This window comes from Devosia rhodophyticola, assembly GCF_028816475.1.
Classification (GTDB): Bacteria; Pseudomonadota; Alphaproteobacteria; order Rhizobiales; family Devosiaceae; genus Devosia; species Devosia rhodophyticola.
Window position 1 is genome coordinate 2,941,112 of the sequence record NZ_CP118247.1, and the last position, 23,426, is coordinate 2,964,537.

The 23,426-nt window shown below is 56.7% G+C and carries 30 protein-coding genes and 1 tRNA gene; 10 read left to right on the top strand and 21 right to left on the bottom strand.

From position 1 onward, the window contains the following. Positions 1-44 precede the first annotated feature (44 nt). Positions 45-1,262 (bottom strand): MFS transporter, encoded by a 1,218-nt coding sequence (locus PSQ90_RS14390; RefSeq protein ID WP_282210974.1) that lies wholly within the window; start codon positions 1,260-1,262, stop codon positions 45-47. Between the two features lie 138 nt (positions 1,263-1,400). Here PSQ90_RS14390 and PSQ90_RS14395 point away from each other — a divergent pair, with 138 nt between their 5' ends. Beyond that, positions 1,401-1,688, top strand: a complete 288-nt coding sequence (locus PSQ90_RS14395) for a Dabb family protein (RefSeq protein WP_282210975.1) — start codon at positions 1,401-1,403, stop codon at positions 1,686-1,688. Between the two features lie 51 nt (positions 1,689-1,739). Here the strand turns inward: PSQ90_RS14395 and grxD are convergent, their stop codons facing one another. The 11 genes from grxD to purC form a co-directional block, all read right to left on the bottom strand. Then, positions 1,740-2,075: a Grx4 family monothiol glutaredoxin gene (grxD, locus tag PSQ90_RS14400; RefSeq protein WP_282210976.1), complete on the bottom strand. Its 336-nt coding sequence runs from the start codon at positions 2,073-2,075 to the stop codon at positions 1,740-1,742. A gap of 112 nt (positions 2,076-2,187) precedes the next feature. Further along, positions 2,188-2,823 carry an HAD family hydrolase gene (locus PSQ90_RS14405; RefSeq protein ID WP_282210977.1) on the bottom strand — a complete coding sequence of 212 codons (636 nt, stop codon included), beginning with the start codon at positions 2,821-2,823 and terminating at the stop codon, positions 2,188-2,190. Continuing rightward, positions 2,820-3,146: a DUF6665 family protein gene (locus PSQ90_RS14410; RefSeq protein ID WP_282210978.1), complete on the bottom strand. Its 327-nt coding sequence runs from the start codon at positions 3,144-3,146 to the stop codon at positions 2,820-2,822. The genes PSQ90_RS14405 and PSQ90_RS14410 overlap by 4 nt, the downstream gene beginning before the upstream one ends. Positions 3,147-3,148: 2 nt before the next feature. After that, a complete protein-coding gene (locus PSQ90_RS14415; RefSeq protein WP_282210979.1) occupies positions 3,149-3,382 on the bottom strand; it encodes a BolA family protein in 234 nt (77 codons plus the stop codon). A gap of 84 nt (positions 3,383-3,466) precedes the next feature. Next, positions 3,467-4,060, bottom strand: coding sequence for a hypothetical protein (locus PSQ90_RS14420; RefSeq protein WP_282210980.1), 594 nt, complete (start codon positions 4,058-4,060; stop codon positions 3,467-3,469). Positions 4,061-4,187: 127 nt separating this feature from the next. After that, positions 4,188-6,419, bottom strand: coding sequence for a phosphoribosylformylglycinamidine synthase subunit PurL (gene purL, locus PSQ90_RS14425; RefSeq protein WP_282210981.1), 2,232 nt, complete (start codon positions 6,417-6,419; stop codon positions 4,188-4,190). A 60-nt stretch (positions 6,420-6,479) separates the two neighbouring features. Continuing rightward, positions 6,480-7,118, bottom strand: a complete 639-nt coding sequence (locus tag PSQ90_RS14430; protein WP_282210982.1) for a Pr6Pr family membrane protein — start codon at positions 7,116-7,118, stop codon at positions 6,480-6,482. A 1-nt stretch (position 7,119) separates the two neighbouring features. After that, on the bottom strand, positions 7,120-7,788 hold the full coding sequence (gene purQ / locus PSQ90_RS14435; protein WP_282210983.1) for a phosphoribosylformylglycinamidine synthase subunit PurQ: 669 nt from the start codon (positions 7,786-7,788) through the stop codon (positions 7,120-7,122). Positions 7,789-7,866: 78 nt separating this feature from the next. Continuing rightward, entirely contained in the window at positions 7,867-8,952 is a 1,086-nt protein-coding gene (locus PSQ90_RS14440) for an acyltransferase family protein (protein WP_282210984.1), read from the bottom strand. Between the two features lie 263 nt (positions 8,953-9,215). After that, positions 9,216-9,458, bottom strand: a complete 243-nt coding sequence (gene purS, locus PSQ90_RS14445; RefSeq protein WP_282210985.1) for a phosphoribosylformylglycinamidine synthase subunit PurS — start codon at positions 9,456-9,458, stop codon at positions 9,216-9,218. Positions 9,459-9,476: 18 nt separating this feature from the next. Continuing rightward, complete coding sequence (gene purC, locus PSQ90_RS14450; protein WP_282210986.1) at positions 9,477-10,241, bottom strand: phosphoribosylaminoimidazolesuccinocarboxamide synthase; 765 nt, start codon at positions 10,239-10,241, stop codon at positions 9,477-9,479. A 197-nt stretch (positions 10,242-10,438) separates the two neighbouring features. Here purC and PSQ90_RS14455 point away from each other — a divergent pair, with 197 nt between their 5' ends. Next, positions 10,439-10,762, top strand: a complete 324-nt coding sequence (locus tag PSQ90_RS14455) for a DUF1476 domain-containing protein (RefSeq protein ID WP_282210987.1) — start codon at positions 10,439-10,441, stop codon at positions 10,760-10,762. A 65-nt stretch (positions 10,763-10,827) separates the two neighbouring features. Here the strand turns inward: PSQ90_RS14455 and PSQ90_RS14460 are convergent, their stop codons facing one another. The 6 genes from PSQ90_RS14460 to rpe form a co-directional block, all read right to left on the bottom strand. Continuing rightward, positions 10,828-11,115 carry a DUF1344 domain-containing protein gene (locus PSQ90_RS14460; protein WP_282210988.1) on the bottom strand — a complete coding sequence of 96 codons (288 nt, stop codon included), beginning with the start codon at positions 11,113-11,115 and terminating at the stop codon, positions 10,828-10,830. A gap of 239 nt (positions 11,116-11,354) precedes the next feature. Further along, positions 11,355-11,765, bottom strand: coding sequence for an RBBP9/YdeN family alpha/beta hydrolase (locus tag PSQ90_RS14465; protein ID WP_282210989.1), 411 nt, complete (start codon positions 11,763-11,765; stop codon positions 11,355-11,357). Between the two features lie 18 nt (positions 11,766-11,783). Beyond that, positions 11,784-12,767, bottom strand: coding sequence for a hypothetical protein (locus PSQ90_RS14470; protein WP_282210990.1), 984 nt, complete (start codon positions 12,765-12,767; stop codon positions 11,784-11,786). Between the two features lie 53 nt (positions 12,768-12,820). After that, positions 12,821-13,375, bottom strand: a complete 555-nt coding sequence (locus PSQ90_RS14475) for an RBBP9/YdeN family alpha/beta hydrolase (protein WP_282210991.1) — start codon at positions 13,373-13,375, stop codon at positions 12,821-12,823. Continuing rightward, entirely contained in the window at positions 13,372-14,709 is a 1,338-nt protein-coding gene (gene purB, locus PSQ90_RS14480) for an adenylosuccinate lyase (RefSeq protein WP_282210992.1), read from the bottom strand. The genes PSQ90_RS14475 and purB overlap by 4 nt, the downstream gene beginning before the upstream one ends. Before the next feature lie 30 nt (positions 14,710-14,739). After that, entirely contained in the window at positions 14,740-15,417 is a 678-nt protein-coding gene (gene rpe, locus PSQ90_RS14485) for a ribulose-phosphate 3-epimerase (RefSeq protein ID WP_282210993.1), read from the bottom strand. Positions 15,418-15,602: 185 nt separating this feature from the next. On the opposite strand from rpe, the gene PSQ90_RS14490 reads away from it, so the two are divergent. Beyond that, positions 15,603-16,337, top strand: a complete 735-nt coding sequence (locus tag PSQ90_RS14490) for a cytochrome c biogenesis CcdA family protein (protein WP_282210994.1) — start codon at positions 15,603-15,605, stop codon at positions 16,335-16,337. Between the two features lie 131 nt (positions 16,338-16,468). Beyond that, positions 16,469-17,704: a GNAT family N-acetyltransferase gene (locus PSQ90_RS14495; RefSeq protein WP_282210995.1), complete on the top strand. Its 1,236-nt coding sequence runs from the start codon at positions 16,469-16,471 to the stop codon at positions 17,702-17,704. Here PSQ90_RS14495 and radC read toward each other — a convergent pair. Continuing rightward, on the bottom strand, positions 17,701-18,426 hold the full coding sequence (gene radC / locus PSQ90_RS14500; protein WP_282210996.1) for a RadC family protein: 726 nt from the start codon (positions 18,424-18,426) through the stop codon (positions 17,701-17,703). The two genes, PSQ90_RS14495 and radC, sit on opposite strands and share 4 nt — an antisense overlap. Before the next feature lie 2 nt (positions 18,427-18,428). After that, positions 18,429-19,259 carry a type I methionyl aminopeptidase gene (gene map / locus PSQ90_RS14505; RefSeq protein WP_282210997.1) on the bottom strand — a complete coding sequence of 277 codons (831 nt, stop codon included), beginning with the start codon at positions 19,257-19,259 and terminating at the stop codon, positions 18,429-18,431. A gap of 150 nt (positions 19,260-19,409) precedes the next feature. On the opposite strand from map, the gene PSQ90_RS14510 reads away from it, so the two are divergent. The 5 genes from PSQ90_RS14510 (at position 19,410) to PSQ90_RS14530 (ending at position 21,617) form a co-directional block, all read left to right on the top strand. Then, positions 19,410-20,174, top strand: coding sequence for a competence/damage-inducible protein A (locus PSQ90_RS14510; protein ID WP_282210998.1), 765 nt, complete (start codon positions 19,410-19,412; stop codon positions 20,172-20,174). 89 nt (positions 20,175-20,263) lie between these two features. Continuing rightward, on the top strand, positions 20,264-20,782 hold the full coding sequence (gene gpt / locus PSQ90_RS14515) for a xanthine phosphoribosyltransferase (protein WP_282210999.1): 519 nt from the start codon (positions 20,264-20,266) through the stop codon (positions 20,780-20,782). 69 nt (positions 20,783-20,851) lie between these two features. Next, a tRNA-Leu gene (locus PSQ90_RS14520) sits at positions 20,852-20,937 on the top strand. A 15-nt stretch (positions 20,938-20,952) separates the two neighbouring features. Beyond that, a complete protein-coding gene (locus PSQ90_RS14525) occupies positions 20,953-21,330 on the top strand; it encodes a RidA family protein (protein ID WP_282211000.1) in 378 nt (125 codons plus the stop codon). A 2-nt stretch (positions 21,331-21,332) separates the two neighbouring features. Then, positions 21,333-21,617 (top strand): ASCH domain-containing protein, encoded by a 285-nt coding sequence (locus PSQ90_RS14530; protein ID WP_282211001.1) that lies wholly within the window; start codon positions 21,333-21,335, stop codon positions 21,615-21,617. A gap of 2 nt (positions 21,618-21,619) precedes the next feature. Here PSQ90_RS14530 and PSQ90_RS14535 read toward each other — a convergent pair whose 3' ends face one another. Then, positions 21,620-22,291, bottom strand: a complete 672-nt coding sequence (locus PSQ90_RS14535; protein WP_282213078.1) for a pseudouridine synthase — start codon at positions 22,289-22,291, stop codon at positions 21,620-21,622. 114 nt (positions 22,292-22,405) lie between these two features. Between PSQ90_RS14535 and PSQ90_RS14540 the strand changes: the two genes are divergently transcribed. Next, complete coding sequence (locus tag PSQ90_RS14540; RefSeq protein WP_282211002.1) at positions 22,406-23,398, top strand: hypothetical protein; 993 nt, start codon at positions 22,406-22,408, stop codon at positions 23,396-23,398. The last annotated feature ends 28 nt before the right edge of the window (positions 23,399-23,426 follow it).

The window sequence follows — 23,426 nt, forward strand, 5'->3', positions numbered from 1 at the left end:
CCCCATCATCGGCATTAACCGATGAATTGGGGGCCTTGTTTGCCCTAAACCGGCTTTAGCGCAAAGCTGGATGCGCTTTTCTCGTTGATTGGCAGGTGAATGGCCGCCGAGCCCAAGCCCAACAATATGCCAAGATACCAGACAAGGCTATAGGAGCCGGTCTGGTCAAAGACATAACCGCCGAGCCAGACGCCGACAAATGAACCCAGCTGATGGGAAAAGAAGGCGACGCCGTAGAGCATGCCGAGATAGCGAGCGCCGAAGAACATGGCGACGAGGCCGGCGGTCAGTGGGACCGTTGAGAGCCAGAGAACGCCCATGACTGCCGCGAATGCAAAGGCGGTGAAGGTGCTGACAGGCACCAGCAAGAACAGGCCGATGGCAACGGCGCGGGAAAAATAGATGGTTGCGAGCAGCAGTTGTTTTGGAAAGCGACCGCCGAGATAACCTGACAGTAGCGAACCAACGATGTTGAACAGGCCAATAATGGCAATGGTCCAGCTGCCAATTTCGGGCGAGAGGCCGCATTGGACCAGATAAGCGGGCATGTGGACATTGATAAAAGCGAGATGGAAGCCGCAGACGAAAAATCCAATGACCAGCAGTCTATAGGACCCGTGGCCCCACGCCTTGGACAAGGCCTGCATGAACGGGAGGTCGGCTTGTCCGACGGCCTGTTCGGTGCGACCGCGCAGGGCATAGGACAGTGGAATGATCATGAGAATCATCACGCCGAGGTAGACAAGGGCGGTTTGCCAGCCAAATGAGTTGATGAAGCCCTGACTGATCGGGGCGAAAATGAATTGGCCAAATGATGAGGCGGCGGTGGCGATGCCGAAGACCATCGAACGTCTTTCGGGCGGCACGGAACGGCCGAAAGCGGCCATGACGACGCTGAAGGAACAAATGGCGATGCCAACGCCGGTAATCACGCCGCCTGTCAGCGTCAGGGCGCTTGCATCGGGGGATATGGTCATCAAAATGACGCCGCTGGCGTAGATCAGCGCGCCAAAGGCGAGCGTGCGGCCGGTGCCGACACGATCAGCGAAATTGCCGGCAAATGGCTGGGCGATTCCCCATGCAAGGTTCTGGATGGCCATGGCCATGCCGTAGCCTTCGCGAGTCAGACCCAGATCGGCCGACATGGGCAGGGTGAACAGACCAAAACTGGTGCGCACGCCATTGCCGATTGCGGCGATGGCGCAGCCGGCAATGATCAATAGCAATAAGGGAACGGCGGGGCGGAGAGCAGTGGCGGACATCGACGAATTCCAGTTACAAGGCGCGCAAGATAGACCTGCGACGACATCACGCAAAGTGATTTTGGTAAATGGGTGTTATCGGTTTTGGTGATGGCGGTATTCCATGCCAGCCACTATTGAGCCTGTCTGGAGCCGTAATTGATCCGCCACATTGTGTTTTTCAGCGCGAAGAAGACCGAAAATATCGACGCTATCTGTGATGGGCTGAATTTGCTCGGGACAATTCCGGGGTCATTGCACTTTGAGGTGACGCGCAACACCAAGGTGGACCAAATTTCCAACGAGGTGGACGTGGTGGTTTATGCAGAGTTTGCTGATGCGGCGGGATTGGCCGCCTACAAGGCACACCCGAGCTATGATCTGGCGACGCAGCGCGTCAGGCCACTGCGCGAACTGCGGCTGTCGTCTGACGTCGTGGCAAAATAAAACGCCGGGCGCAGACCCGGCGTTGAAACGATCAATCTGAATTCTTGTCGATCAGGCAGGCTGTTTGACTTCAATGCCCGCGGCGGTCATATGCGACTGCAATTCGCCGGCCTGGAACATTTCACGCACGATGTCGGCACCACCGACGAATTCGCCCTTAACGTAAAGCTGGGGAATTGTTGGCCAGTTGGTATAGGCCTTGATGCCATCGCGCAGCTCCGCGCTTTCGAGCACATTGGCGCTATCATAGGTGACGCCGAGATAGCTCAAAATCTGGACGACCTGACCTGAAAAACCGCACTGGGGAAAATCTGGCGATCCTTTCATGAACAGGAAAACGTCGTTGTTCTTTACCTTGTCGTCGATGAACGCGTTGATATCGGTCATTGGTGTTGCCTTTCGTAAGCCGGGTGCAAGGGCCGGGTTTGGTCTGAATGATAAATAGGCCACCACTGGGGCGGTGTCGAGATCATCAACGCAAAAGAGCGATGCGCGGCGGTTATGGTTTGCTTATTTGTGACACAACCCAGGGGTGTTCGGCAAAATCGGCCATGGTTTGATATTCTATTGCGTCCCAGCCGTAAGCGCGGGCGGCGGTGACCACTTTTGGCGTATCGTCAAAGAACAAGGGTGCGGTGGCTTGCGGTCCGATGCGGGCGGCAATGAAGTCGAAAAAGCCGTTTTCGGGCTTTCGGATGCCGACGCGGGCCGAATAAAATATGTCTTCGAAAATATCGCCAAGGCCCAGTTTATCCCACAACCAAAGGGCCCGCATGTGGTCCTGATTGGTGGCAATGAACAGGCGGATATCGGTTTTTGCCTTAAGCGCGCGAATGGCCGCGATCAGTTCATGATTGAGTTGGCTGTCATGGCTGAACCAATAATGCACCAGCGCCATGGGCGAACCGTTAAAGCCGAGGGAGGGTAGACGCTTGTCGAGCGCCTCGACCAGGGCCATCTGACCCGTGACAACTTTCTTGATAAAAATATCGAAGATGAATTCGTCTCGAAAACGGTTTGGATCAATGCCGAGATCGGCCAAAAGATTTTCATCCCAGCGGCGCTGCAATTCAGGGCGGGCATGATAGCCATGGACCAAAACCCCGTCGACGTCGAAAATGACGGCGCGGGTCACTTGGTTTTACCGGTTTGGATTGCGCCAAGTCCGGCAAGGACTTCAGGGGTGATTTTCAACTCTTGAATCACGTCGGTATGGCGCCGGAAGCCGACAAGTTCGCGTTGGACGAAATATTGCCAGACAAGACGGCGTGCTTCGGCAAGGGCGCTGTCGCGGTTGTGGCTTTCTGTGTTGCCGAGTCCTTCCAGTGCCGTCACAACATGGCGCTCAGCTGCGCCCAAGGAAGAGGCGCGTTCGGCGGCGATCTCGTTTTGCAGCGCCGCCGTGCACGCTTCGGGGCGGACGGCGCGGATCAGATCAAGAGAATCACGCAGCGACACGATTATTCAGGTGCACTGGTCTGGAGGGCAAGCGCGTGAAGCGCGCCGCCCATATCGCCCTGAAGCGCCGCATAGACGAGCTGATGTTGCTGGACCCGCGACTTGCCGCGAAATGTCTCGGAAATCACCGTGGCGGCATAGTGATCGCCATCACCGGCCAAATCGCGGATTTCGATTTCGGCATCGGGCAGGGCGGTCTTGATGCGGCGCTCGATTTCGTTTGCGTCCATGGCCATGACGTACCCCTTAATTCGTATATTCGTCGTTTTACCTTGCCCTGATATGGCATGGCAAAGGGGGCGCTTCAATACGGGCTCAAGCTATTGTGGGGTTGCAGTGTCTTCGGTTTTCATGTCGACGCAGCAATCTGCGTCTGAATGGGTCGAGAAATTGGCGATGATGAAGTTGACGATTGGCCGGGCCTGCTCGGCATATTCCGTGGCGTAGAGGCAGTCGAGAGAGTAGCCGCGTGGGCCATCGACCGTTTCGGTGTGAACGATGGTCAGTGGCATGTTCATGGGAGAATCAGTGCTGGTGCCTTCGTAGAGCAGGGCATCGCCGCTCTGAAACTGGGTCACTGTCTTGTTGGTAATTGTGAAGCCGGGGAAGCGCTCGATCCAACCTTTTATCACCTCATCTTCATCCAAGCTGTCGAGAGCCGATTGTGCTGTCCAGCCCGTGTCTTCAATCGGCACGATCTCGGAGGTGCACTGCAAGGGCGCTTCGGGATGGTTGATGGTTACCGGCTCGCCCGCGGCACCAGTGGCTACCATGAAGTCGGGATAGATGAGGGTGTAAGGTTGGTCAGCCAGAATTGAACGTGAGACCGAGACGTTGATGCTTTGCGCCGAAGCCGCAGAGGTCGCCAGAAGTGGCAGGACGGCCAGAACGGCTATGGTGCGGGTCAGGGTCATGATTACTCCAGGGGCGTGCCCCATACTTTAACTCAATATGTTTGCAAACGCCCTAACAACGGCAATCATATGGCGGGACGGATATCCGAAATGGAAAGGGGCGCCCAGCGCCCCTCGAAAGTCCGGCCTATATTTCGCCGCGCATATAATCGGGGAACCAGAATTCGTGGGCTTCCTGAAGTTTTTTGACCGGGATGGGGCGTGCCTTGCCCAAAACCAGTTCGCCTCCACCGGTTGTGCCGATCCAGGGCGCAAAAATGCCTGCGGCCTCGACTTCGCCCATCAAGGCGGTGAAGGCATCAACATCCATATCGTCACGAACCGTAACCAGATAGCGGCCCTGATCCTCACCAAACCACGTTGGAATCGGGTCAACGCCTTCGAGTTGGGCGATTTTGGCGCCGATGCCCGAAGAAATCGCCATTTCGGCCAGTCCAATGGCGAGGCCGCCATCCGAAAGATCGTGGACTGCGGTTGCCTTGCCCGAGCGGATGAGGCCACGGACAAAATCGCCGGTGCGGCGCTCATGGGCCAGATCGACGGGCGGCGGTGGGCCGTCGCGGCGGTCATGCAGATCGCGCATATAGATGGATTGGCCCAGATGGGTGCCCCAGGCAGGCGGCGCACCAAACAGCAGAATGAGATCGCCGGGCTGGGCAAAGCCAGTGCGGGCCATCTTGCCCCAGTCGGGAATGAGGCCGACGCCGCCAATGGTCGGGGTGGGCAGAATGCCCTTGCCGTTGGTTTCATTGTATAGCGAGACATTGCCGGAAACGATGGGGAAATCGAGGGCGGTGCAGGCTTCGCCGATGCCTTTGATGGCGTGGACCAACTGGCCCATGATTTCGGGGCGCTCGGGATTGCCGAAATTCAGATTATCGGTCGCGGCGAGTGGATCGGCCCCGGTGGCGGTCAGATTGCGCCAGGCTTCGGCCACCGCCTGCTTGCCGCCCTCATATGGGTCGGCTTCGCAATAACGCGGGTTAACATCGGACGTGAACGCCAGCGCCTTGGTTTTGTGGCCGTCAACGCGGATCACGCCAGCATCGCCGCCGGGGCGCTGCAGCGAATTGCCCTGGATCAGCGTGTCATACTGCTCATAGACCCAGCGGCGCGAGGCGATCTGATGCCCGCCGACCAGCGCCAGAACGGCATCGGCAACATCAGATTGTGGAATGTCGGTGGCCGCCAGGGGGACCGCAACCTTCGGCGGCGTCCAGGGGCGGTCGTATTCGGGGGCTTCGTCGCCAAGTTCCTTGATCGGCAGGTTGGCGACTTCATCGCCCTGCCAGATGACGCGGAAGCGCAGATCGTCGGTAGTCTTGCCGACGGTGGCGAAATCGAGCTCCCACTTGACGAAAACCGCGCGCGCCTCGGCTTCTTTTTCAGGATGCAGCACCATGAGCATGCGCTCCTGGCTTTCGCTGAGCATCATCTCATAGGGCGTCATGTGCTCTTCGCGCACCGGCACCTTGTCGAGGTCCAGTTCAATGCCCAGACCGCCCTTGGCGCCCATTTCCACGGCCGAGCAGGTCAGCCCCGCTGCGCCCATGTCCTGGATGGCGATCACCGCGCCGGTGGCCATCAACTCGAGGCAGGCTTCGAGCAGCCGCTTCTCGGTAAAGGGGTCGCCGACCTGTACGGTTGGGCGCTTTTCCTCGATATCGTCGCCGAATTCGGCCGAGGCCATGGTGGCGCCGCCGACGCCGTCCCGCCCGGTCTTGGCCCCCAGATAGACCACCGGCAGGCCGACGCCCTTGGCTTCGGAGAGGAAAATCTTGTCCGTGTCTGCCAGACCCGCCGCGAAAGCGTTGACCAGAATATTGCCGTCGTAGCGTGTGTCGAATTCGACTTCGCCGCCCACCGTGGGCACGCCAAAGGCATTGCCATAGCCACCGATACCGGCGACAACGCCCGACACCAGATGGCGGGTCTTTTCATGTTCTGGCGCGCCAAAGCGCAGCGCGTTCATTGCCGCGACCGGGCGGGCGCCCATGGTGAATACATCGCGCAGAATGCCCCCCATGCCGGTGCCCGCGCCCTGATAGGGCTCAATATAGGAGGGATGGTTATGGCTTTCCATCTTGAAGACCACAGCCTGGCCGTCGCCGATATCGACCACGCCGGCATTCTCCCCGGGGCCCTGGATGACGCGCGGGCCACTGGTCGGCAGGGTCTTGAGCCACTTCTTGGAGGATTTGTACGAGCAATGTTCGTTCCACATCGCCGAGAAGATACCCAGCTCGGTATAGGTCGGTGTGCGGCCGATCAGGTCGAGAATCTTCTGATATTCGTCCGGCTTGAGGCCATGATCGGCGACGAGTTGGGGAGTAATGACGATGTCGTTGGGAAGGGTCATCAAGCGGTTCCGTGGGGAGGCTCTGGAAAATTGTTCAAACTGGCAGCAACAAACGATGATTCAGTCATGGACCACCTGCCGCTGGCCAAGCCAGTTGTCGAGCAGGACTGTGAGCGCCATAAGCGAGCCAAGTCCCACGGTCATGCCAACGGCATTGAGCAGGACCTGGCCATAGCCAAGATTGATCGCGTTGAGGATGGGGTAGGGGTATTCCTCCACCCAGGCGCCGCGGGCCATGGCGTAGAAGAAATACACCAGTGTCGGCGCCAGCATCACGCCGATTTTGTCAAAGCGCAGAGCTCCGTGCCGGGCAACGACACTCCACCACACAATGTACAGAACCGGCGCGACATAGTGCAAAATGTAGTCGCAGATGAGGAAGAGGCCTTCGAGCGTGGTCAGGTGACGCAACACGAAGAACACGAACAGCATGACCAGCGCGATATTGGCCGCCATCAGGCCTCTCAGCACCGGGTGGCGGAACAGGCTCAGCCAGGTCGCGGCACTGATCTCGGACAGATAGATCAGCACCACAATGATGTTGGTGAGGATGGTATAATAGCTCAAGAACATGCCCAGCGCGCCGGGTATGTCGCGACCCGCTGCAGCATAGGCCTGCATGGAGATGACGAACTGCACGACAAGGCCTAGCGTGCCGACCAGCAAGCCCGTGAGGGTGAGCAGGCGGCGTGCGGCCATCTCAGGCGGCCTCACCGAGGAGCCCGGAGAACAGGGCGCGTCCGTCATCGCCGCCATGGGCTGCTTCGATCAGGTTTTCCGGGTGCGGCATCAGGCCGAGCACATTCTTCTGCTCGTTGAATATCCCGGCAATATCATTGATCGAACCATTGGGATTGGTGCCTTCGGCATAGCTGAAGGCCACGCGGCCTTCGCCTTCGAGCCGCGCGACGGTCTCGGCATCGGCAAAGTAGTTGCCATCGTGATGGGCGACCGGGCAGCGGAACACCTGGCCCTGGGCATAGCCGCGCGTGAACGCCGTATCGGCATTGACGACTTCGAGTTTGACGTCGCGGCAGACGAATTTGAGCGACATGTTGCGCATGAGAGCGCCGGGCAAAAGACCCGCTTCAATCAGAATCTGAAAGCCGTTGCAGACGCCAAGAATGTTGACGCCACTGGCGGCTTTGGCGCGGACTGCATCCATGATCGGGGAGCGCGCCGCGATGGCGCCGCAACGCAAATAGTCGCCATAGGAAAAGCCGCCGGGAATGACGATGAGATCAACATCAGGAATTTCGGCGTCCTGATGCCAGACCGTTGCAGGCGCTTTGCCTGAAATCTGAGTGAGTGCGGCGATCATGTCGCGGTCGCGATTCAGGCCAGGAAAGACGATGACTGCAGATTTCATCGGCTGGTCCTCGAAAAGGAGATGGGATAATCGTCCTTTTCGAGAGTCCCGACCGAAAAGGCAAGGGGTCGTGCCGTTTTATTCGGCTGGCGTCGCCGAAACCTGTTGGCGAGGCCGACGTGCGCCTGGCGTGCCGGGAATGTGGGCCCAATCGGGACGCTCGAACAAGAACTTGCCAAATCCGGTCCATTGAACCAGCCAATAGAGTACAACAGGGCTGATGACGGCGCTGGCCATGACGACAATGCTCAGGACGCTGATGTTGCTGATCAGATCGAATTTGATGAGCAGGGTACGAACGATGCCCATGGGCAGGACGAAGGCGAGATAAATCACAAGGGATTTGGAGCCGAGCCAGCGGAGCCAGTCCATAAAGGCCAGTTTGGTCAAGAGGCTGGCGATGACGCACAGGGCAGCCGTGCCGATCAGCGCCAGCAAGAGGTGCAGGACTGGGAGCGAGGCGAGGCCCATGTGGATTTCGCCGGGAAGGACGGCATAGCCGGGCGAGAACACGAGCGCTGCGTGGACCAGTGCCCAGGTTACAAGTGAGGCGAGCGCCATGCCGATATTGGCCTGTGCCCAGGCGACGAGCTTGAACAGCATTGGTGCGAAAACGTAGCCCGAATAGAAATAGACGAAATAGGCGGCGAACTGGTCGATGAGATAGCTGCCGGTATGGATCGGTGCGATCTGAAGAACAGCGCCAAGGGCGAGGACCAACCAATGGGGCAGGCGCAGGGTGAAGCAGAGCTTGGCGACGGCGCTGAACACGGCCAGCATGTAGATGAACCACAAGACGCCGTAAGGCTCAGCGATCGCCCAAGCGAGGTCGATCAAAGCCATGGCGGGATCGCCTGCAACAAGACCAACCTTGAACACCAGATGGATGATGGCCCAGACGGCATAGAAATAGAAATAGTGCAGGACGCGGCGGTCTGCGTATGGCTTCCAGTCGCGGGCAATGACCAGTGAAAGGAACAGGCCTGAGATGGCGAAGAATTCCGGCATCCGGAAGGGTGTCGCGAATGCGATGATCCAGTGCAGTACGCCGGTCTGACCGGTGTCTTCGCCCACGCTAAAGGCGGAATACATCATGACAACAAGCAGGATCGACAGGCCTTTTGCCATATCGACCCATTGCAGGCGTTGACTATCGTTGCTCATTGGATGGCCTCCAGTAAATTACTGGGGCAATATATCGGCAATGCCTCTTATTCTGGTGGACAAACTGCCAACAGACTTAAGAGGTTTGCTTAATGGCTAAAGTTTTATTGAAGGGCGTGAGCGCGCTAGATTGGCACCGACGCATAGGCAGCAAATATCAGTCCAAGTGTTGCGAAAAACAACACAGAAAGCGAAACGGTTTTGAACATAAAACAGCAATCCTACGCGGGATGAGACGCGCGGCCTAAAATAGCGGGCGGGGGTTAATCGGAGATTTCGATCGTGTAATTTTCGATCACAGTATTGGCTAGCAGCTTTTCGCACATGGTGGTGACAGAGGCGCGAGCCGCAGATTCATCGGTTTCGTTCAGCGCCAGATCAAAGACCTTGCCCTGGCGCACGCCGCTGACGCCTGAAAGGCCCAGACTTTTGAGCGAGCCTTCAATGGCCTGACCCTGTGGGTCAAGGACGCCGGCCTTTAGGGTTACGGTGACGCGCGCTTTCATTGATCTACCTTTTGGCAATTATTGGACGAGACGGGGACCGGTGGTCAGGGCATTTTCTGTTTCGACCAAAATGCCGAGGCGCTGGGCCACGTCGCGGTAGGCGTCAACCAGGCCGCCAAGGTCCTGACGGAAACGGTCCTTGTCGAGCTTGTTGCGCGTCTTGATATCCCACAGGCGGCAACTGTCGGGCGAAATCTCGTCGGCCAGAACAATGCGCATCAGGTCACCTTCGTAAAGGCGTCCGCATTCGATCTTGAAATCGACCAGTTGGATGCCGACACCCATGAACAGGCCCGACAGGAAATCGTTGACACGGATGGCAAGGCTCATGATGTCATCCAGCTCGGCGGGGGTTGCCCAGCCAAAGGCGGTGATGTGCTCTTCGCTGACCATGGGGTCGTGCAGGGCATCGTCCTTATAACAGAACTCGATGATGGAGCGCGGCAACTGCGTGCCTTCTTCCAGCCCCAACCGTTTGACCAGCGAGCCAGCGGCAATGTTGCGCACGATGATTTCGAGCGGGATGATTTCGACTTCCTTGATCAGCTGCTCACGCATGTTGATGCGGCGCAGGAAGTGAGTCGGGATGCCCAGACCGTTCAACTTGGTGAAGACGAACTCGGAAATGCGGTTGTTGAGCACGCCCTTGCCGTCCAGCACCTCATGCTTGGCGCCGTCGCCAGCGGTGGCATCGTCCTTGAAATATTGAACGAGCGTGCCGGGCTCAGGACCCTCATACAAGATCTTGGCTTTGCCTTCATATATTTTACGCCGACGGTTCATGAGGTCTCTGCCGTTTCCAATGAAGGGAAGTTCTATGAAATTTGGCCGCTTCATGCGCTAGAATCCGCCCAAAAGGCAAGTCCTTTTGCATTTCGGACGCGCATGAGGCCATTGCGCCCGTTGATTTGGGGGCGTGAACCCCTTATGTGCAAGGGGTGGCGTCAGGGGGCGCTGAAACCAATATATGCGGAGAAAAAATGTCCGGATTCGACGATCGCAAGAAGGGTCAGGAAGCCAAGTTCGCGCTGGATGCAGAACTTCGCTTCAAGGCTGAAGCGCGCCGCAACAAACTCCTGGGCATCTGGGTAGCCGAACTCCTGGGGCTGACGGGAGACGATGCAACTGCTTATGCAGCTGAGGTCGTGGCCGCTGATTTTGAAGAAGCTGGTGATGAAGATGTTTTCCGCAAGGTTTCTGCGGATATCAAGGCCAAGGGCCTGAGCATCGACGATGAGGCGATTCGCCTGAAAATGACCCAGCTAACTGGCCTTGCACAGCAGCAGGTGCTGGCTGAAGGTTAAGGGCCGACCTATCGAAATGGCACGAACCGGGCGGGGGGACTTCACCCGGTTCGCGCACTACTGGTCTAGCCCAGAGAGAGGCTATCGACCTTGTGGGCTGTCCCGTTCATTTGGTATTTCAGGGTAACCATTGAGCCGACCTTGAGGCCAGGGTCCTTGAAGCCAGCCGGCAGGGTATAGGTTGTGCCGTTGTTCAGCGTGATGGAGTGCGATGACAAGTCGAACGACTTGACCGTGTCCGAAATGGATTGCGGGGTCGTGCTTATGCCGGCGCTGGTGGTGCTGGCAGCGTAACTGACGCCGGAAATGCCCAGCGCGAGTGCAAGGGCGGCGGGAAGAATGATATTTCTCATTTCGATTACCCAATAGATCGACGACCGCAGGCGGTCGTGGATTTTGCAAGTTTACAGATCGCGTCGAGTCGCAGGTCGAAATGGCTTGCCGGCGGGTCCAAACTTGCGGGATGAAATTAGGACCCTCATTTGTCGGGTTCAACTTATCAATAATTAATGTTGGTCGGCAAAATTTTTGCCATAGTTGGAGCAAGCGCGGCGAAAAGAAGGCATCCGGCTGGCGGGTGAATTTGCCGCGCTCAGCCCTTGAGTCTTTGCATCAGCCGGGTGAACATCAACAGCCCTTCTGGCCGCGGACCGTGGCCCGACTCGATGTTGAAATGACCCGCTTCGCCCGCCTGATGGAAGTCCGACCCCCAGCATGAGGCGAATTCAGCGGCGTGGTCTACGCTGCAATAGGGGTCATTGGTCGAGGCGACAAGCATCGACGGGAAGGGCAGCGGATCGCGGGGAATGGGGCTGAAGGGAGCCGCTTCGGGCGGCGCTTCGGGGTGCAGCTCCACATCGGGAGGCGCGACCAAAAAAGCGCCGCGCACCTTGGTGTCGGCCAAACGTCTGGCCGCGTGTATCGTGGCCAAAACGCCGAGCGCATGGGCCAGAATAACCACCGGTCGCGTCGCCATCATGATGTCGCGCTCGATGGCGGTCACCCATGGCTCCTCGAAAAGTCAGAGTCCTAGATACTGTATGAATACGCTTGAAGCTACGTTTATAGCGATTGCGACTACTACTGACAGTGATGCAATTAGAAAGCTATGTCGGTTCTTTTTTCTGTGACTGTCGAGCATTCGAAAGTCACCTTTATTGATTTGCAAACAAGAGATGGGCAAGATACGATCGATATAACGCTCAAAAATTTTGCCAATTTCTTGACCTGCGACCCATAAAATCATCGCGCCCCCGAAAATCATCACTATTGCATGGAGAAACGACGAATTTGAAGAAAGTTCTGCTGTTCGATTGGAGTTAAAACTCGCCCATGTCCCAAAAAGATAAGTGCCCGACATTGCTATTTTAAATAGTGGTGCGGATAAAAAGGAATACTTTTGTAAAAAGCTAACAATTTTATTCTCTGGGCTGGCATCTAATGTCTCAAACCATCCATCGATTACGTTTTGGAAGTTACGTGCAACTGAATAATCGACAAAGGATATTTTTGTAAATCCAGTTGACGTCGTAATCATCGACCAAATCGAACTGGGTACACCGATTTCACGATGTGACCTTTCAATCAGTGCGGAACGCGAGTGGACGTTGATGTCCAAAATATAAGACTGTGGTGATTGGGTTTGAGGGAGCAAAATCATGAAATTGTAGCGAATTCTTACATTTTCAGTCGGACTTCCGTAAGATTTGTCATGTATTTTAAATCTACTAAACGAACTTATTGTTTGTTTATGTTTGTCGTTGTAAAAAACTTCTATATTCTCATTACGACTTATGATGTTGTATTGTTCGCACATTTGGGTGATTTTTTCGTGTAATTGTTCTAAATCCGAAAAATCCGCTATGTGTGAAATGTCGTATGACTTTGTTATTTGTTCAGTCCGTCCAGTTATCTTATTATATATGTCTTGGACAGTTTTCATTGATACATTTACGCCGTCACCGAAATTAACATCGGTATTTTGATTTATTGCGTTTTTTTCCAAAAGTATCATCCCCTAGGTAATACCTAATTTTTACCGAAATTCGAATAATTTGTCTAGTTGAGGCGTTGCATCAGCCGGGTGAACATCAACAGCCCTTCTGGCCACGGACCGTGGCCCGACTCGATGTTGAAATGACCAGCTTCACCAGCCTGATGGAAGTCCGAACCCCAGCAAGTGGCAAATTCGGCGGCGCGATCAACGCTGCAATAGGGGTCATTGGTTGAGGCAACGAGCATTGAAGGAAACGGCAGTGGATCGCGGGGGATCGGGCTGAAAGGAGCCGCTTCCGGCGGCGCTTCGGGATGCAGTTCCACATCGGGTGGCGCAACCAGAAATGCGCCACGAACCTTGGTATCCCCCAAACGTCTGGCAGTGTGGATCGTGGCAAGAACGCCAAGCGCGTGGGCCAGAATCACCACCGGGCGGGTCGCCATCATGATGTCGTGCTCAATTGCAGTAACCCAAGGCTCCAACTGAGGATGGTTCCAATCCACCTGCGCCACCACCTTTGCGTTGGGCAGGCGATCAGACCAGCGCCGTTGCCAATGGCCGGGCGCACTGTCCCCAATGCCGGGGACGATTACAAAATCGACCTCGGAAATTTTCATTTATCGTTTCCGAATACGCGGGCAAAAATCGTGTCGACATGTTTGAGGTGGTAGGCATCATCGAACATGGCGTCGATTTGCTCATTGCTCAGAGTCACTTCGGGGTCGTTCTTGAGGTTCTGGGCAAACTGACCGGTCCGGTCACCATCCGTCTGCCAGACTTTCATGGCGTTGCGCTGGACGGCGGCGTAGCTGTCTTCGCGCGAATAGCCGGCCTGGGTCAGCGCCAGGAGCATGCGCTGGGAATTGTGCAGGCCACCGAGCAGATCGAGATTGCGCCGCATGTTTTGTGGGTAGACCACCAGTTTGTCGATGACACCGGTCAGGCGCGCCAAGGCGAAATCGAGCGTAATGGTCGCGTCGGGGCCGATCATCCGTTCGACCGATGAGTGGGAAATATCGCGTTCGTGCCAGAGAGCAACGTTTTCTAGCGCTGGGGTGACCATGCCGCGCACCAAGCGGGCGAGCCCGGTCAGGTTTTCTGTCAACACCGGGTTGCGCTTGTGGGGCATAGCCGATGAGCCCTTTTGGCCGGGTGAGAAATATTCTTCAGCTTCGAGCACTTCGGTGCGCTGGAGATGTCGGATTTCAACGGCGACGCGTTCGACCGACGAAGCGATGACGCCAAGAGTGGCAAAGAACATGGCGTGACGGTCGCGCGGAATGACCTGGGTTGAAACCGGTTCGATGCTGAGGCCCAGCTGATCAGCGACATATTCTTCAACAGAAGGGTCTATATTGGCGAAAGTGCCGATGGCGCCGGAAATGGCGCAGGTGGCGATCTCGGCGCGCGCGGCGACCAGACGAGCGCGGTTGCGCGAAAACTCGGCGTAAGCCTCGGCGAGTTTGACGCCAAATGTCGTTGGTTCGGCGTGTATGCCGTGGCTGCGCCCGATGGTGATGGTGTTTTTGTGCTCGATAGCGCGTCGCTCAAGGGCCGCCAGAAGGGCGTCGATATCGGCTAGTAGCAGGTCGGCGGCGTGAGCCATCTGCACCGAAAGCGTGGTGTCTAGAATGTCGGAGGAGGTCATGCCCTGATGCACAAAACGGGCTTCGGGGCCGACGATTTCGCTCAGATGGGTCAGGAAGGCGATTACATCGTGCTTGGTTGTGCGTTCGATTTCATCGATACGATCAACGTCGAAATGGTAGTCGCCGTGCTCGGCCTTGCGGGCCAACATGACATCCCAGATACGCTGGGCAGCGTCTTTGGGGACAACGCCCAGTTCGGCTAGTTTGGTGGTGGCGTGTGCTTCGATTTCGAACCAGATGGCAAAGCGAGCTTCCGGTGACCAGTTGGCGACCATTTCGGGGCGGGAGTAACGCGGAATCATAGAGTTAGGCTTTCTGGTTCAGAGATTGAGTCAGGCGGTCAGGGTGGTGGCGGCGTCGCGAATTTCTGCAATTCTGGGGGCGTAATGGGCTGGATTATTGCCCGACAGGATGGCTGAGCCGGCGACCAGCACATTGGCGCCGGCGGCGGCAACCTCTCGCGCATTGTCGGCAGAGATGCCTCCGTCAACTTCAAGATCAATGTCGCGATCCCCGATCAGGTCGCGGGCCTGGCGAATCTTGACCAGACTTTGAGGAATGAAACTTTGACCGCCAAAGCCGGGATTGACGCTCATGATCAGGACGAGGTCGATATCGGCGATGACATTTTCAAGCACCGAGACGGGCGTGGCCGGATTAAGTGAGACCCCGGCACGTTTTCCCTCGGCCTTGATGGCTTGAATGGTGCGGTGCAGGTGCGGCCCGGCTTCAGCGTGGACAGTGATGATGTCGGCGCCTGCTTTGGCGAAGGCAGCAATATAGGGGTCAGCAGGCGCTATCATCAGGTGCACGTCGAAGGGGCGATTGGTTAGCGCGCGGATGGACTGCATGACCACCGGGCCAAAGCTGATGTTGGGCACGAAATGGCCATCCATGACGTCGACGTGGATATAATCGGCGCCGGCGGAATTGAGTGCGCGTACCTCATCACCCAGACGTGAAAAGTCTGCCGAGAGGATCGATGGCGCGATGCGAATGGGTTTGCTCATGCGGTGCTGCCGGGTGCTGACTGGATTGACGCTTTGCCTTAACGCCCTGCGGAGCGGGCGACAAGGGCGCGACGGCGAAATCGCGTGGCTTCGGCGCAGTTCACAAACCAGCGATGCGGCGGTCCGGCACATTGCATTGATGGCGTGAAAGACTAAACAGAGCACGCAACAGGCGGAGCGTCACCGTGGAATTTTCATTGCCAGTCGTATTTGGAGCCGGTGTGCTGAGTTTTCTCAGCCCGTGCGTACTGCCGCTGGTGCCGCCTTATTTAACCTACATGAGCGGGGCCAGCTTTGATCAGTTGCGCGATGAGGGGACAACTGCGGGCGCCCTGCAACGGCGCGTGATGGTGACGTCGCTGTTCTTCATTCTCGGCTTCTCGGTGATCTTTATCACCCTGGGGGCGACCGCCACTGCATTTGGGCAGACATTTCGGCAATTGCTGCCAATTCTGACGCCAATTGCAGGATTGATGATCATTGCGATGGGGTTGCATTTTCTGGGCGTATTCCGGATCAGCCTGCTGGATCGGCAAATGCGCCATCAGGGGCCAAGCGTTGCAAGCGGCCCGGTGGGCGGGTTTTTGTTGGGGCTGGCTTTTGCTATCGGTTGGACGCCTTGTATCGGGCCGATTCTTGCTGCGATCCTTTCGGTCGCCGCCAGCAAGAATACCGCGTTTGAGGGAGCGTCGCTCCTCGGGGTCTATTCGCTTGGGCTGGGCGTGCCGTTCTTTCTGGCTGGAGTTGCGATTGGCCCGTTCCTGACATTTTTCGACGGGTTCAAGCGCCATTTGCGACTCGTTGAAAAAGTGATGGGGGCGTTGCTGGTCCTGACCGGGGTGTTGTTTCTCACCGGGAATTTTGCCCGAATTTCATATTGGTTCCTCGAAACCTTCCCCGTCCTAAGCACCATCGGCTAGGCAATCTCTCTTTAACCCTCTCGAGCAATAGAACCAGCCAAGATCAACTTTCTGTGTGCATACTAACGACGGTTTTGCACGTGATGCCCGCAAATGGGCGTCAGAATATTTGATTTTTCTGGATGGTAATATTGACCTCCGCTTTAACTGAACAATTGCCAATAGATTTGGGCGACGCCAACAGTGGTGCAATAGTGCCGCCGACGCAGTTTTCCGATTTGTCTTTTTCTTTCAGCGTTTCTCAAAATATTGACGATGTCGAGCCGGTTTGGCGCGCGCTGGAAGCGCAGGGCATTCATTCGCCCGGACAGAGTTTTGATTTCATCAAGCTGTGGGTTGAAGCGCGCAAGATCGCATCGAACAACCAATTCTATGTCGTTGGTTATGCTGGAGGCGAGCCGATTGCGCTGTTGCCGCTGCATCGAAAAGCGGTCAAGGGCGTGCGGCTTTTTACTTGGTTTCCCGGCGCAAACGTTGGGGCGTATGCGCCGTTGGTTGATGTTGATCGGCTACGGCAAATGTCGCCAACGCAACGGCAGGCATTGTGGAAGGGCATGTCGAGAATGCTGCCATCTGCCGATTTGATCTATTTGCGTGCGGTGCCGATCGAAACGGCTAACGCGGGACGATTGTTTGACGAACTGGGCACATTGCAGCCGTTTGAAACGCTCTATCGTTCGCAATATGGCAGTTGGGAAGAATGTGACCGCCTGCAGCGCAGCAAGTCGCGGCGCAAGCATGACCGGCAGCAGGGAGAGCGCCTGGAAGCATTGGGCGAAGTCAGTTTCGAAGAAGTTCGCTCTGGCCCCGAGACGACCTCGATCATCGACACGATGTTCACGCAGCGCTCGGCCCGGTTCAAGGCGATGGGTATTCGCGATACCTTTGTTGTTGAACGGTTGACAGATTTTTATCATCAGGCAGCACAGCCGGGCACCGGCGTTGACGTGCGGTTGCATGTGTTGCGGCTTGAAAATGAAATTGTTGCGGTGCGATACAATGTCGTGTGGGGCAAAGCGATGTATTGCCTGATCTCTTCAATGAGCGCCGATCCACATATTCAAGGCGGTTCGCCCGGCAAGCAATGCCTGCTGCGGGTCATGAAAAGCGTGTTTGGTGAAGAAATCGGTGAATTTGACATGGGCGCTGGTTTTACCGACGAGAAGCGGCATTGGTGCAATGTTCAAGTGCCATTGAGCCAACATTACATGCCGTTGAGCGCGCGCGGAGCGATGGTGCTGGCGACCCATCAATGGATCCAGCGGAGCAAGGGGAAAATCAAGGCCAACAAGGCGTTGATGAAGGCATTGCGGCGCCCGATCCAGCTTTTCAATCGCGTTTTTTGCGGCCCCAGCGACGCGTCCTAGAGCAGTTTGAGGGCGCGCAAAGACGCGTGCCCGGACTTTCCGATGATGATGTGGTCATGGACGGTAATGCCGAGCGGCTTGGCGATGTCAGTGATTTCTCGCGTCATCCGGACGTCGGCCGAGGAGGGTGCTGGGTCCCCGGAGGGGTGATTGTGCACCAAAATAAGCGCGGTGGCAGATAGTTCAAGCGAGCGGCGGATGACCTCGCGGGGATAGACAGGTGTGTGATCGACGGTGCCGATTTGCTGGACTTCGTCAGCAATCAGGCGATTTTTCTTGTCGAGAAACAGGATGCGGAACTGTTCGACCTTTTCGAAGGCCATTTGTGAGCGGCAATAGTCGAGTAGTTGCGACCAGGCGCCGAGTACGGGTAATTCGGTGGCGATCTGGTCGCGCCCGTAGCGTTGGGCCACGGCCTGGGCCACCTTGAGATGGGTGATCGAGGTCTCGCCCAAACCTTTCACTTCGGCAAGACGATTGGGGGCGGCGCCCAACACTTCGGAAAATGATCCGAACTTGGTGATCAGATCCTTGGCGAGACTTTTTGTGTCGCGCTGGGGCAGGATCATGTGCAACAGCAATTCGAGCAATTCGTAGTCTTGCAGCGAATCACCGCCAACGGTTTTGAAGCGTTCGCGCGCCCGTTCGCGGTGACCAAGATAGTGTGGTGCGGCGGCGGCCTCCGAGAGCCCGTCCGACGCTGGCGGTTTTTCCCGAGGCATGATTATCGCTTTGCAGTCAGAGGATTGAACAGTCCACCGGGTGACAGCGTGAAAACTTCGCAGCCTGTTTCGGTAATGCCAATCGAATGTTCGCATTGGGCCGACAGAGTGCGGTCGCGGGTGACGGCAGTCCAGCCGTCAGACAGGATTTTGACGTGGGGGCGCCCCAGATTGATCATGGGCTCGATGGTGAAAATCATGCCGGGGCGCAGTTCGGGGCCAGAGCCGGGGGTGCCGTAATGCATGATATTGGGTTCGTCGTGAAAGAGCTTTCCGACCCCATGGCCAACGAAATCGCGAACAACGCTGGTGCGTTCGTCTTCGGCATAGGACTGGATAGCTGCGCCAATGTCGCCGGTAGTATTGCCCGGTTTGGCGGCCTTAATGCCGCGCTCCAGGCTTTGGTAGGTAACTTCAATCAGCCGCTCGGCCTTGCGTGAAATTTCGCCGACCGGGAACATGCGGCTGCTATCGCCGTGCCAGCCGTCAACGACAAGGGTCAGATCGATATTGACAATGTCGCCTTCACGCATGGGCCGATCATCGGGAATGCCGTGGCAGACAACATGGTTGATGGATGTGCACAGGGAATGGCGATAACCGCGATAAAATATCGTCGCTGGGACCGCGCCGTTGTCGCGCGCAAATTCATAGGCGATCTGGTCGAGCGCAGCGGTGGTAACGCCGGGTTCGACCTGCTCGTATAGCAAATCAAGGGCGCGCGCCGTCAATTGGCCGGCCTTGCGCATGCCCTCGAAGCCTTCGGGGCCGTGCAGTGGAATGGTTCCAGAGGTGCGGCGAGGTTTGGCGGGGGCATCGACATAGTTGATCATCTAGAACTCCAAACTCCTGATCCAAAACTAGTCATTGCCAACGCCCAAGGGAAGAGGCTGCGGAATAGACAGGCAAACTTGGGTGCCATTGCTTGACGTGGCGCGCAAGGGCAGGCATCCATTCGGGCAATAGATATGCACGGTCAAGTCATGACAACCAAACTATCAATCACTGCGGCCCTTCTTGTCATTGGCGACGAGATACTTTCTGGGCGAACCAAAGACGTCAATATTGGCGCGACCGCCGATTTTTGCACCGATCTCGGAATCGAGTTGAAAGAGGTGCGGGTCGTTTCCGATGAAACCGACGATATTGTTGCGGCACTCAATGCCGTTCGGGAGCGATATACCTATGTGTTCACGACTGGCGGCATAGGGCCAACGCACGACGATATTACAGCGGATGCGGTCGCCAGGGCCTTCAGTGTGGCTCTGCCGATCAATGCTGAAGCGCGTGCGATGCTGGAAACGCGGTGGCAGAATACCGGGACCGAGGTCAATGAGGCACGGTTGCGCATGGCGCGTATTCCTGAAGGTGCTGACCTGATCGTCAATGCGGTCAGCGCTGCTCCTGGGTTTCGGATCGGCAATGTGCATGTAATGGCGGGCGTGCCGATTATCATGCGGTCCATGCTCGAAGCGATTGCGCCGACCCTTCAAACTGGTCGCAAGGTTATGTCCGAAACGATCAAGGCCGCCGTTGGCGAGGGCACGGTTGGTGGGCCATTGGGCGCGCTGCAGGCGCAATATCCGGACGTCAAGATGGGAAGCTACCCTCAGATGGGGGCCAATAAGGTCATGACGGAACTGGTCCTGCGATCATCAGATGAGGCCCGATTACGCGAAGCCGCAGCCAAAGTGCGCGAAATGGTGGCCCGGGAGCACGCAAAAGCGGGGATTACACCGCCCGAATGAGATGGAACGATTGGCGCGGGGCCTCAGGTTTGCTAAGGGACGCCACGCTGGCCAGAAAACGGCACACCAACGGTTACCGGAGTTGATAATTGAACAATCCTAACCAGAAGTCATTTCCCGTTTCCTGGGATCAGTTTCATCGCGACAGTCGGGCCCTGGCCTGGCGCTTGACTGGCATGGGCACGTTCGATGCCGTGGTCGCAATTGCGCGCGGTGGGCTGGTGCCAGCCACGATTGTGGCGCGCGAACTCAATATTCGCGTTGTGGAAAGCGTTGCGGTCAAATCCTACGATCACCAAAATCAGGGCACGGTCACGGTGCTTAAGTCGATTTCCCAGCAAATTCTCGATATCGCCAAGAATGGCGGCAAAGTGTTGATCGTCGATGATCTTGTTGATACCGGCGCGACGGCGCGCGCGGTGCGTGACATGTTGCCTGGCGCCCATTTTGCGACGGTTTACGCCAAGCCGATGGGGCGCGAACTCGTCGACACCTTTATTACTGAAGTTAGTCAGGATACCTGGATTTTCTTTCCATGGGATCTCGACGTGGCGTATGCGGCTCCCATCTCGGGGGGACCGACTAACGAATTCGTCTCGGGCGCCTAGTTGGCGATTCAGCGGGATTTTCTGCGCTTCGGTGCAGTCTACTCTTGATGGGGTGGACGACACGCTATTGCGGGCGTGGTGGAATGGTAGACACACAGGACTTAAAATCCTGAGAGGGTATCCTCGTGCGGGTTCGAGTCCCGCCGCCCGCACCAAACAAAGGCTAGGCAATGATCAAAAAAGTTGAAACCGGCATTGCGCCGTCAACGGCGCCAGTCAGCGATGCGATCAAAGCCGGGAAGCAGGTCTGGCTGGTGGCAATTGCCGAAGATCCCGCAACGGGCGGCATTGTTGCGGGTGATATCGAGATTCAGACACGGCGTACGATTGAAAATCTCGATATCGCGATCCGGGCCGCGGGCGGAACGTTGGCGGATCTGGCGCAGGTTCAGGTTTTTCTGACGGATAGTGGGGATGCCAAAGGGATGAATGCGGTTTATGCCGAATTTTTCCACGAGCCTTATCCGGTAAGGGCAACAGTTGTGGTCAAGGAACTGTTGGCCGAGGGATTGCGCGTCGAAATGCTGGCGACAGCGATGGTGCAATAGCGATGTTGCTGAAGCGCGAACTGCTTGAAGAAATCAAGGCTGGCAAGGTTGATCTAGTATTTCGGCGCTGGAGTCGACCGAGCGTCAAGGCAGGCGGTACGCTCAAGACCAAAGTCGGCATTCTGGCGATCAAGGCGATTGATGAGATGAGCCCGCACGATGTGAGCGATGCCGATGCGCGGCGCGCCGGATTTGCGGACGCCGAGGCTTTTCATCGTTGGCTCGAAACAATGAAGGCGGGTGAATATTTTCACCGTATCGAAGTGGGCTATCTGGGCGAGGCTTGAGCTTAAAACGGGCAGGGTACCACGAAGTTGCAGGGCTCGCCGGTGATGGGATGGCTGATCCCCAACTGCTCGGCGTGAAGTTGCAGGCGGTCGGCGGCGGTGAGGGGCTCTTCCTCGGCATAAAATGCATCTCCCAGAATCACATGGCCGATGGCCTTCATGTGAACCCTGAGTTGGTGTGTGCGACCGGTCAGCGGCGTTAACTGCACGCGCGTGACACCATTTTCCCGGTCAAGTACGGTCCACTGGGTCTGCGAGGGACGACCGCCCTCGTGGTCGACACGCTGGCGCGGCTTGTTGAGCCAGTCGGTTGCCAGAGGCAAATCAACAAGACCACTGTCGTCCTGCATGTTGCCCCAAACACGGGCGATATAGCGCTTGCTGGTTTGACGTTTCTCAAACTGAATACCGATGCCTGCGTGGGCGCGCTTGTTGAGTGCCATGACGATGACGCCGGAAGTATCCTTGTCAAGGCGATGGACCATGCCGGCGGTGGGGTATTGCTTGCGGGCGCGATATTCCAGACAATCCCACAACGACGGATGGCGACCGGAAACGCTGAGCAGACCGCTAGGCTTGTCGAGCACGAGTATATCGTCATCGACGTGAACCACGTTCAGATAGGGTTCAAGTGGCGGATTGTAATCAAGCAATGTCGGCAATGGATCAAGCATGACGCCTGTTAGCAGGTCTTTGATCACAAAAACAGTTGGCGTTGTCGCCGACACCATTGCGTGAGATCGGTTCTCGCGCGAACATTCCTGAACTGAGCGCTGGAGGGACACAGCATGTGGGATTTTTCTATTAGTCGTGCGTTGGGCATGATGGGCAGGACTTTGCCCTTCATCATTTTTCGAATGGTTGTCTATTTCGGCATGGCCGTCGCCTATGTGCTGGTCACCGGGGTCGGTGCCGGGTTGGGGTGGGGCGTGGGTGGATTTGGCGACGAAGGTTTTCGCGCAAGCACCACATTCTGGGGCGGCGCGTTGGGCTTCGTGGTTACTGCAGGTGTGCTCTACTTCCTGCGCGAATATATCCTCTATATCGTCAAGGCCGGACACATCGCCGTGCTGGTCGAATTGATCGATGGACGGCCCATTCCAGGAGGGCGCTCGCAGATTGAGCATGCCAGTGTGATCGTCAAGGAGCGCTTTGCCGAAACCAGCGTGTTGTTCGGCATTGACCAACTGGTCAAGGGTGTTTTGAAAGCAATCACCGGGCTGGTGCAGGGGATCGCATCATTCTTGCCCATTCCTGGACTGCAGCAGTTCGTGGGCCTGATCCGGGCTTTTCTCAAGATTGCCGTTGGTCTGGTCGACGAGGTCATTCTCGGATACGCCATTCGCACGGGGTCGACCAATCCATGGGGATCCGCCCGCACGGCGCTCGTACTTTACGGGCAGAACTACAAGGTTATGCTGAAAAATGCCGCCTGGTTAACCATCATCACCTATGGGCTGGCGTTTTTGGTGTTCTTGTTGATGTTGGCGCCCGCCGCAGCATTGGTGTGGATTATTCCCGGCGCATGGTCCGCGGGTGGGCTGGTGTTTGCCATTATCTTTGCCTGGGCAGTCAAGGCCGCGCTGATCGAGCCATTCGCCATTGCCTGCATGATGGAGGTCTATTTCAAAACCATCGAGGGACAGGTGCCGGATGCGGAATGGGATGCGCGGTTGGCCTCCGCCTCAAAGAAATTTGGAAAATTGAAGGACAAGGCCGCTGGCTGGGTCGGTCAGGGCGGACGAACCGATCCAATTGGAACTGCGGACGGGACAGCTTAATAGAGGAACTTCGCGGAGGGCGTTGCGT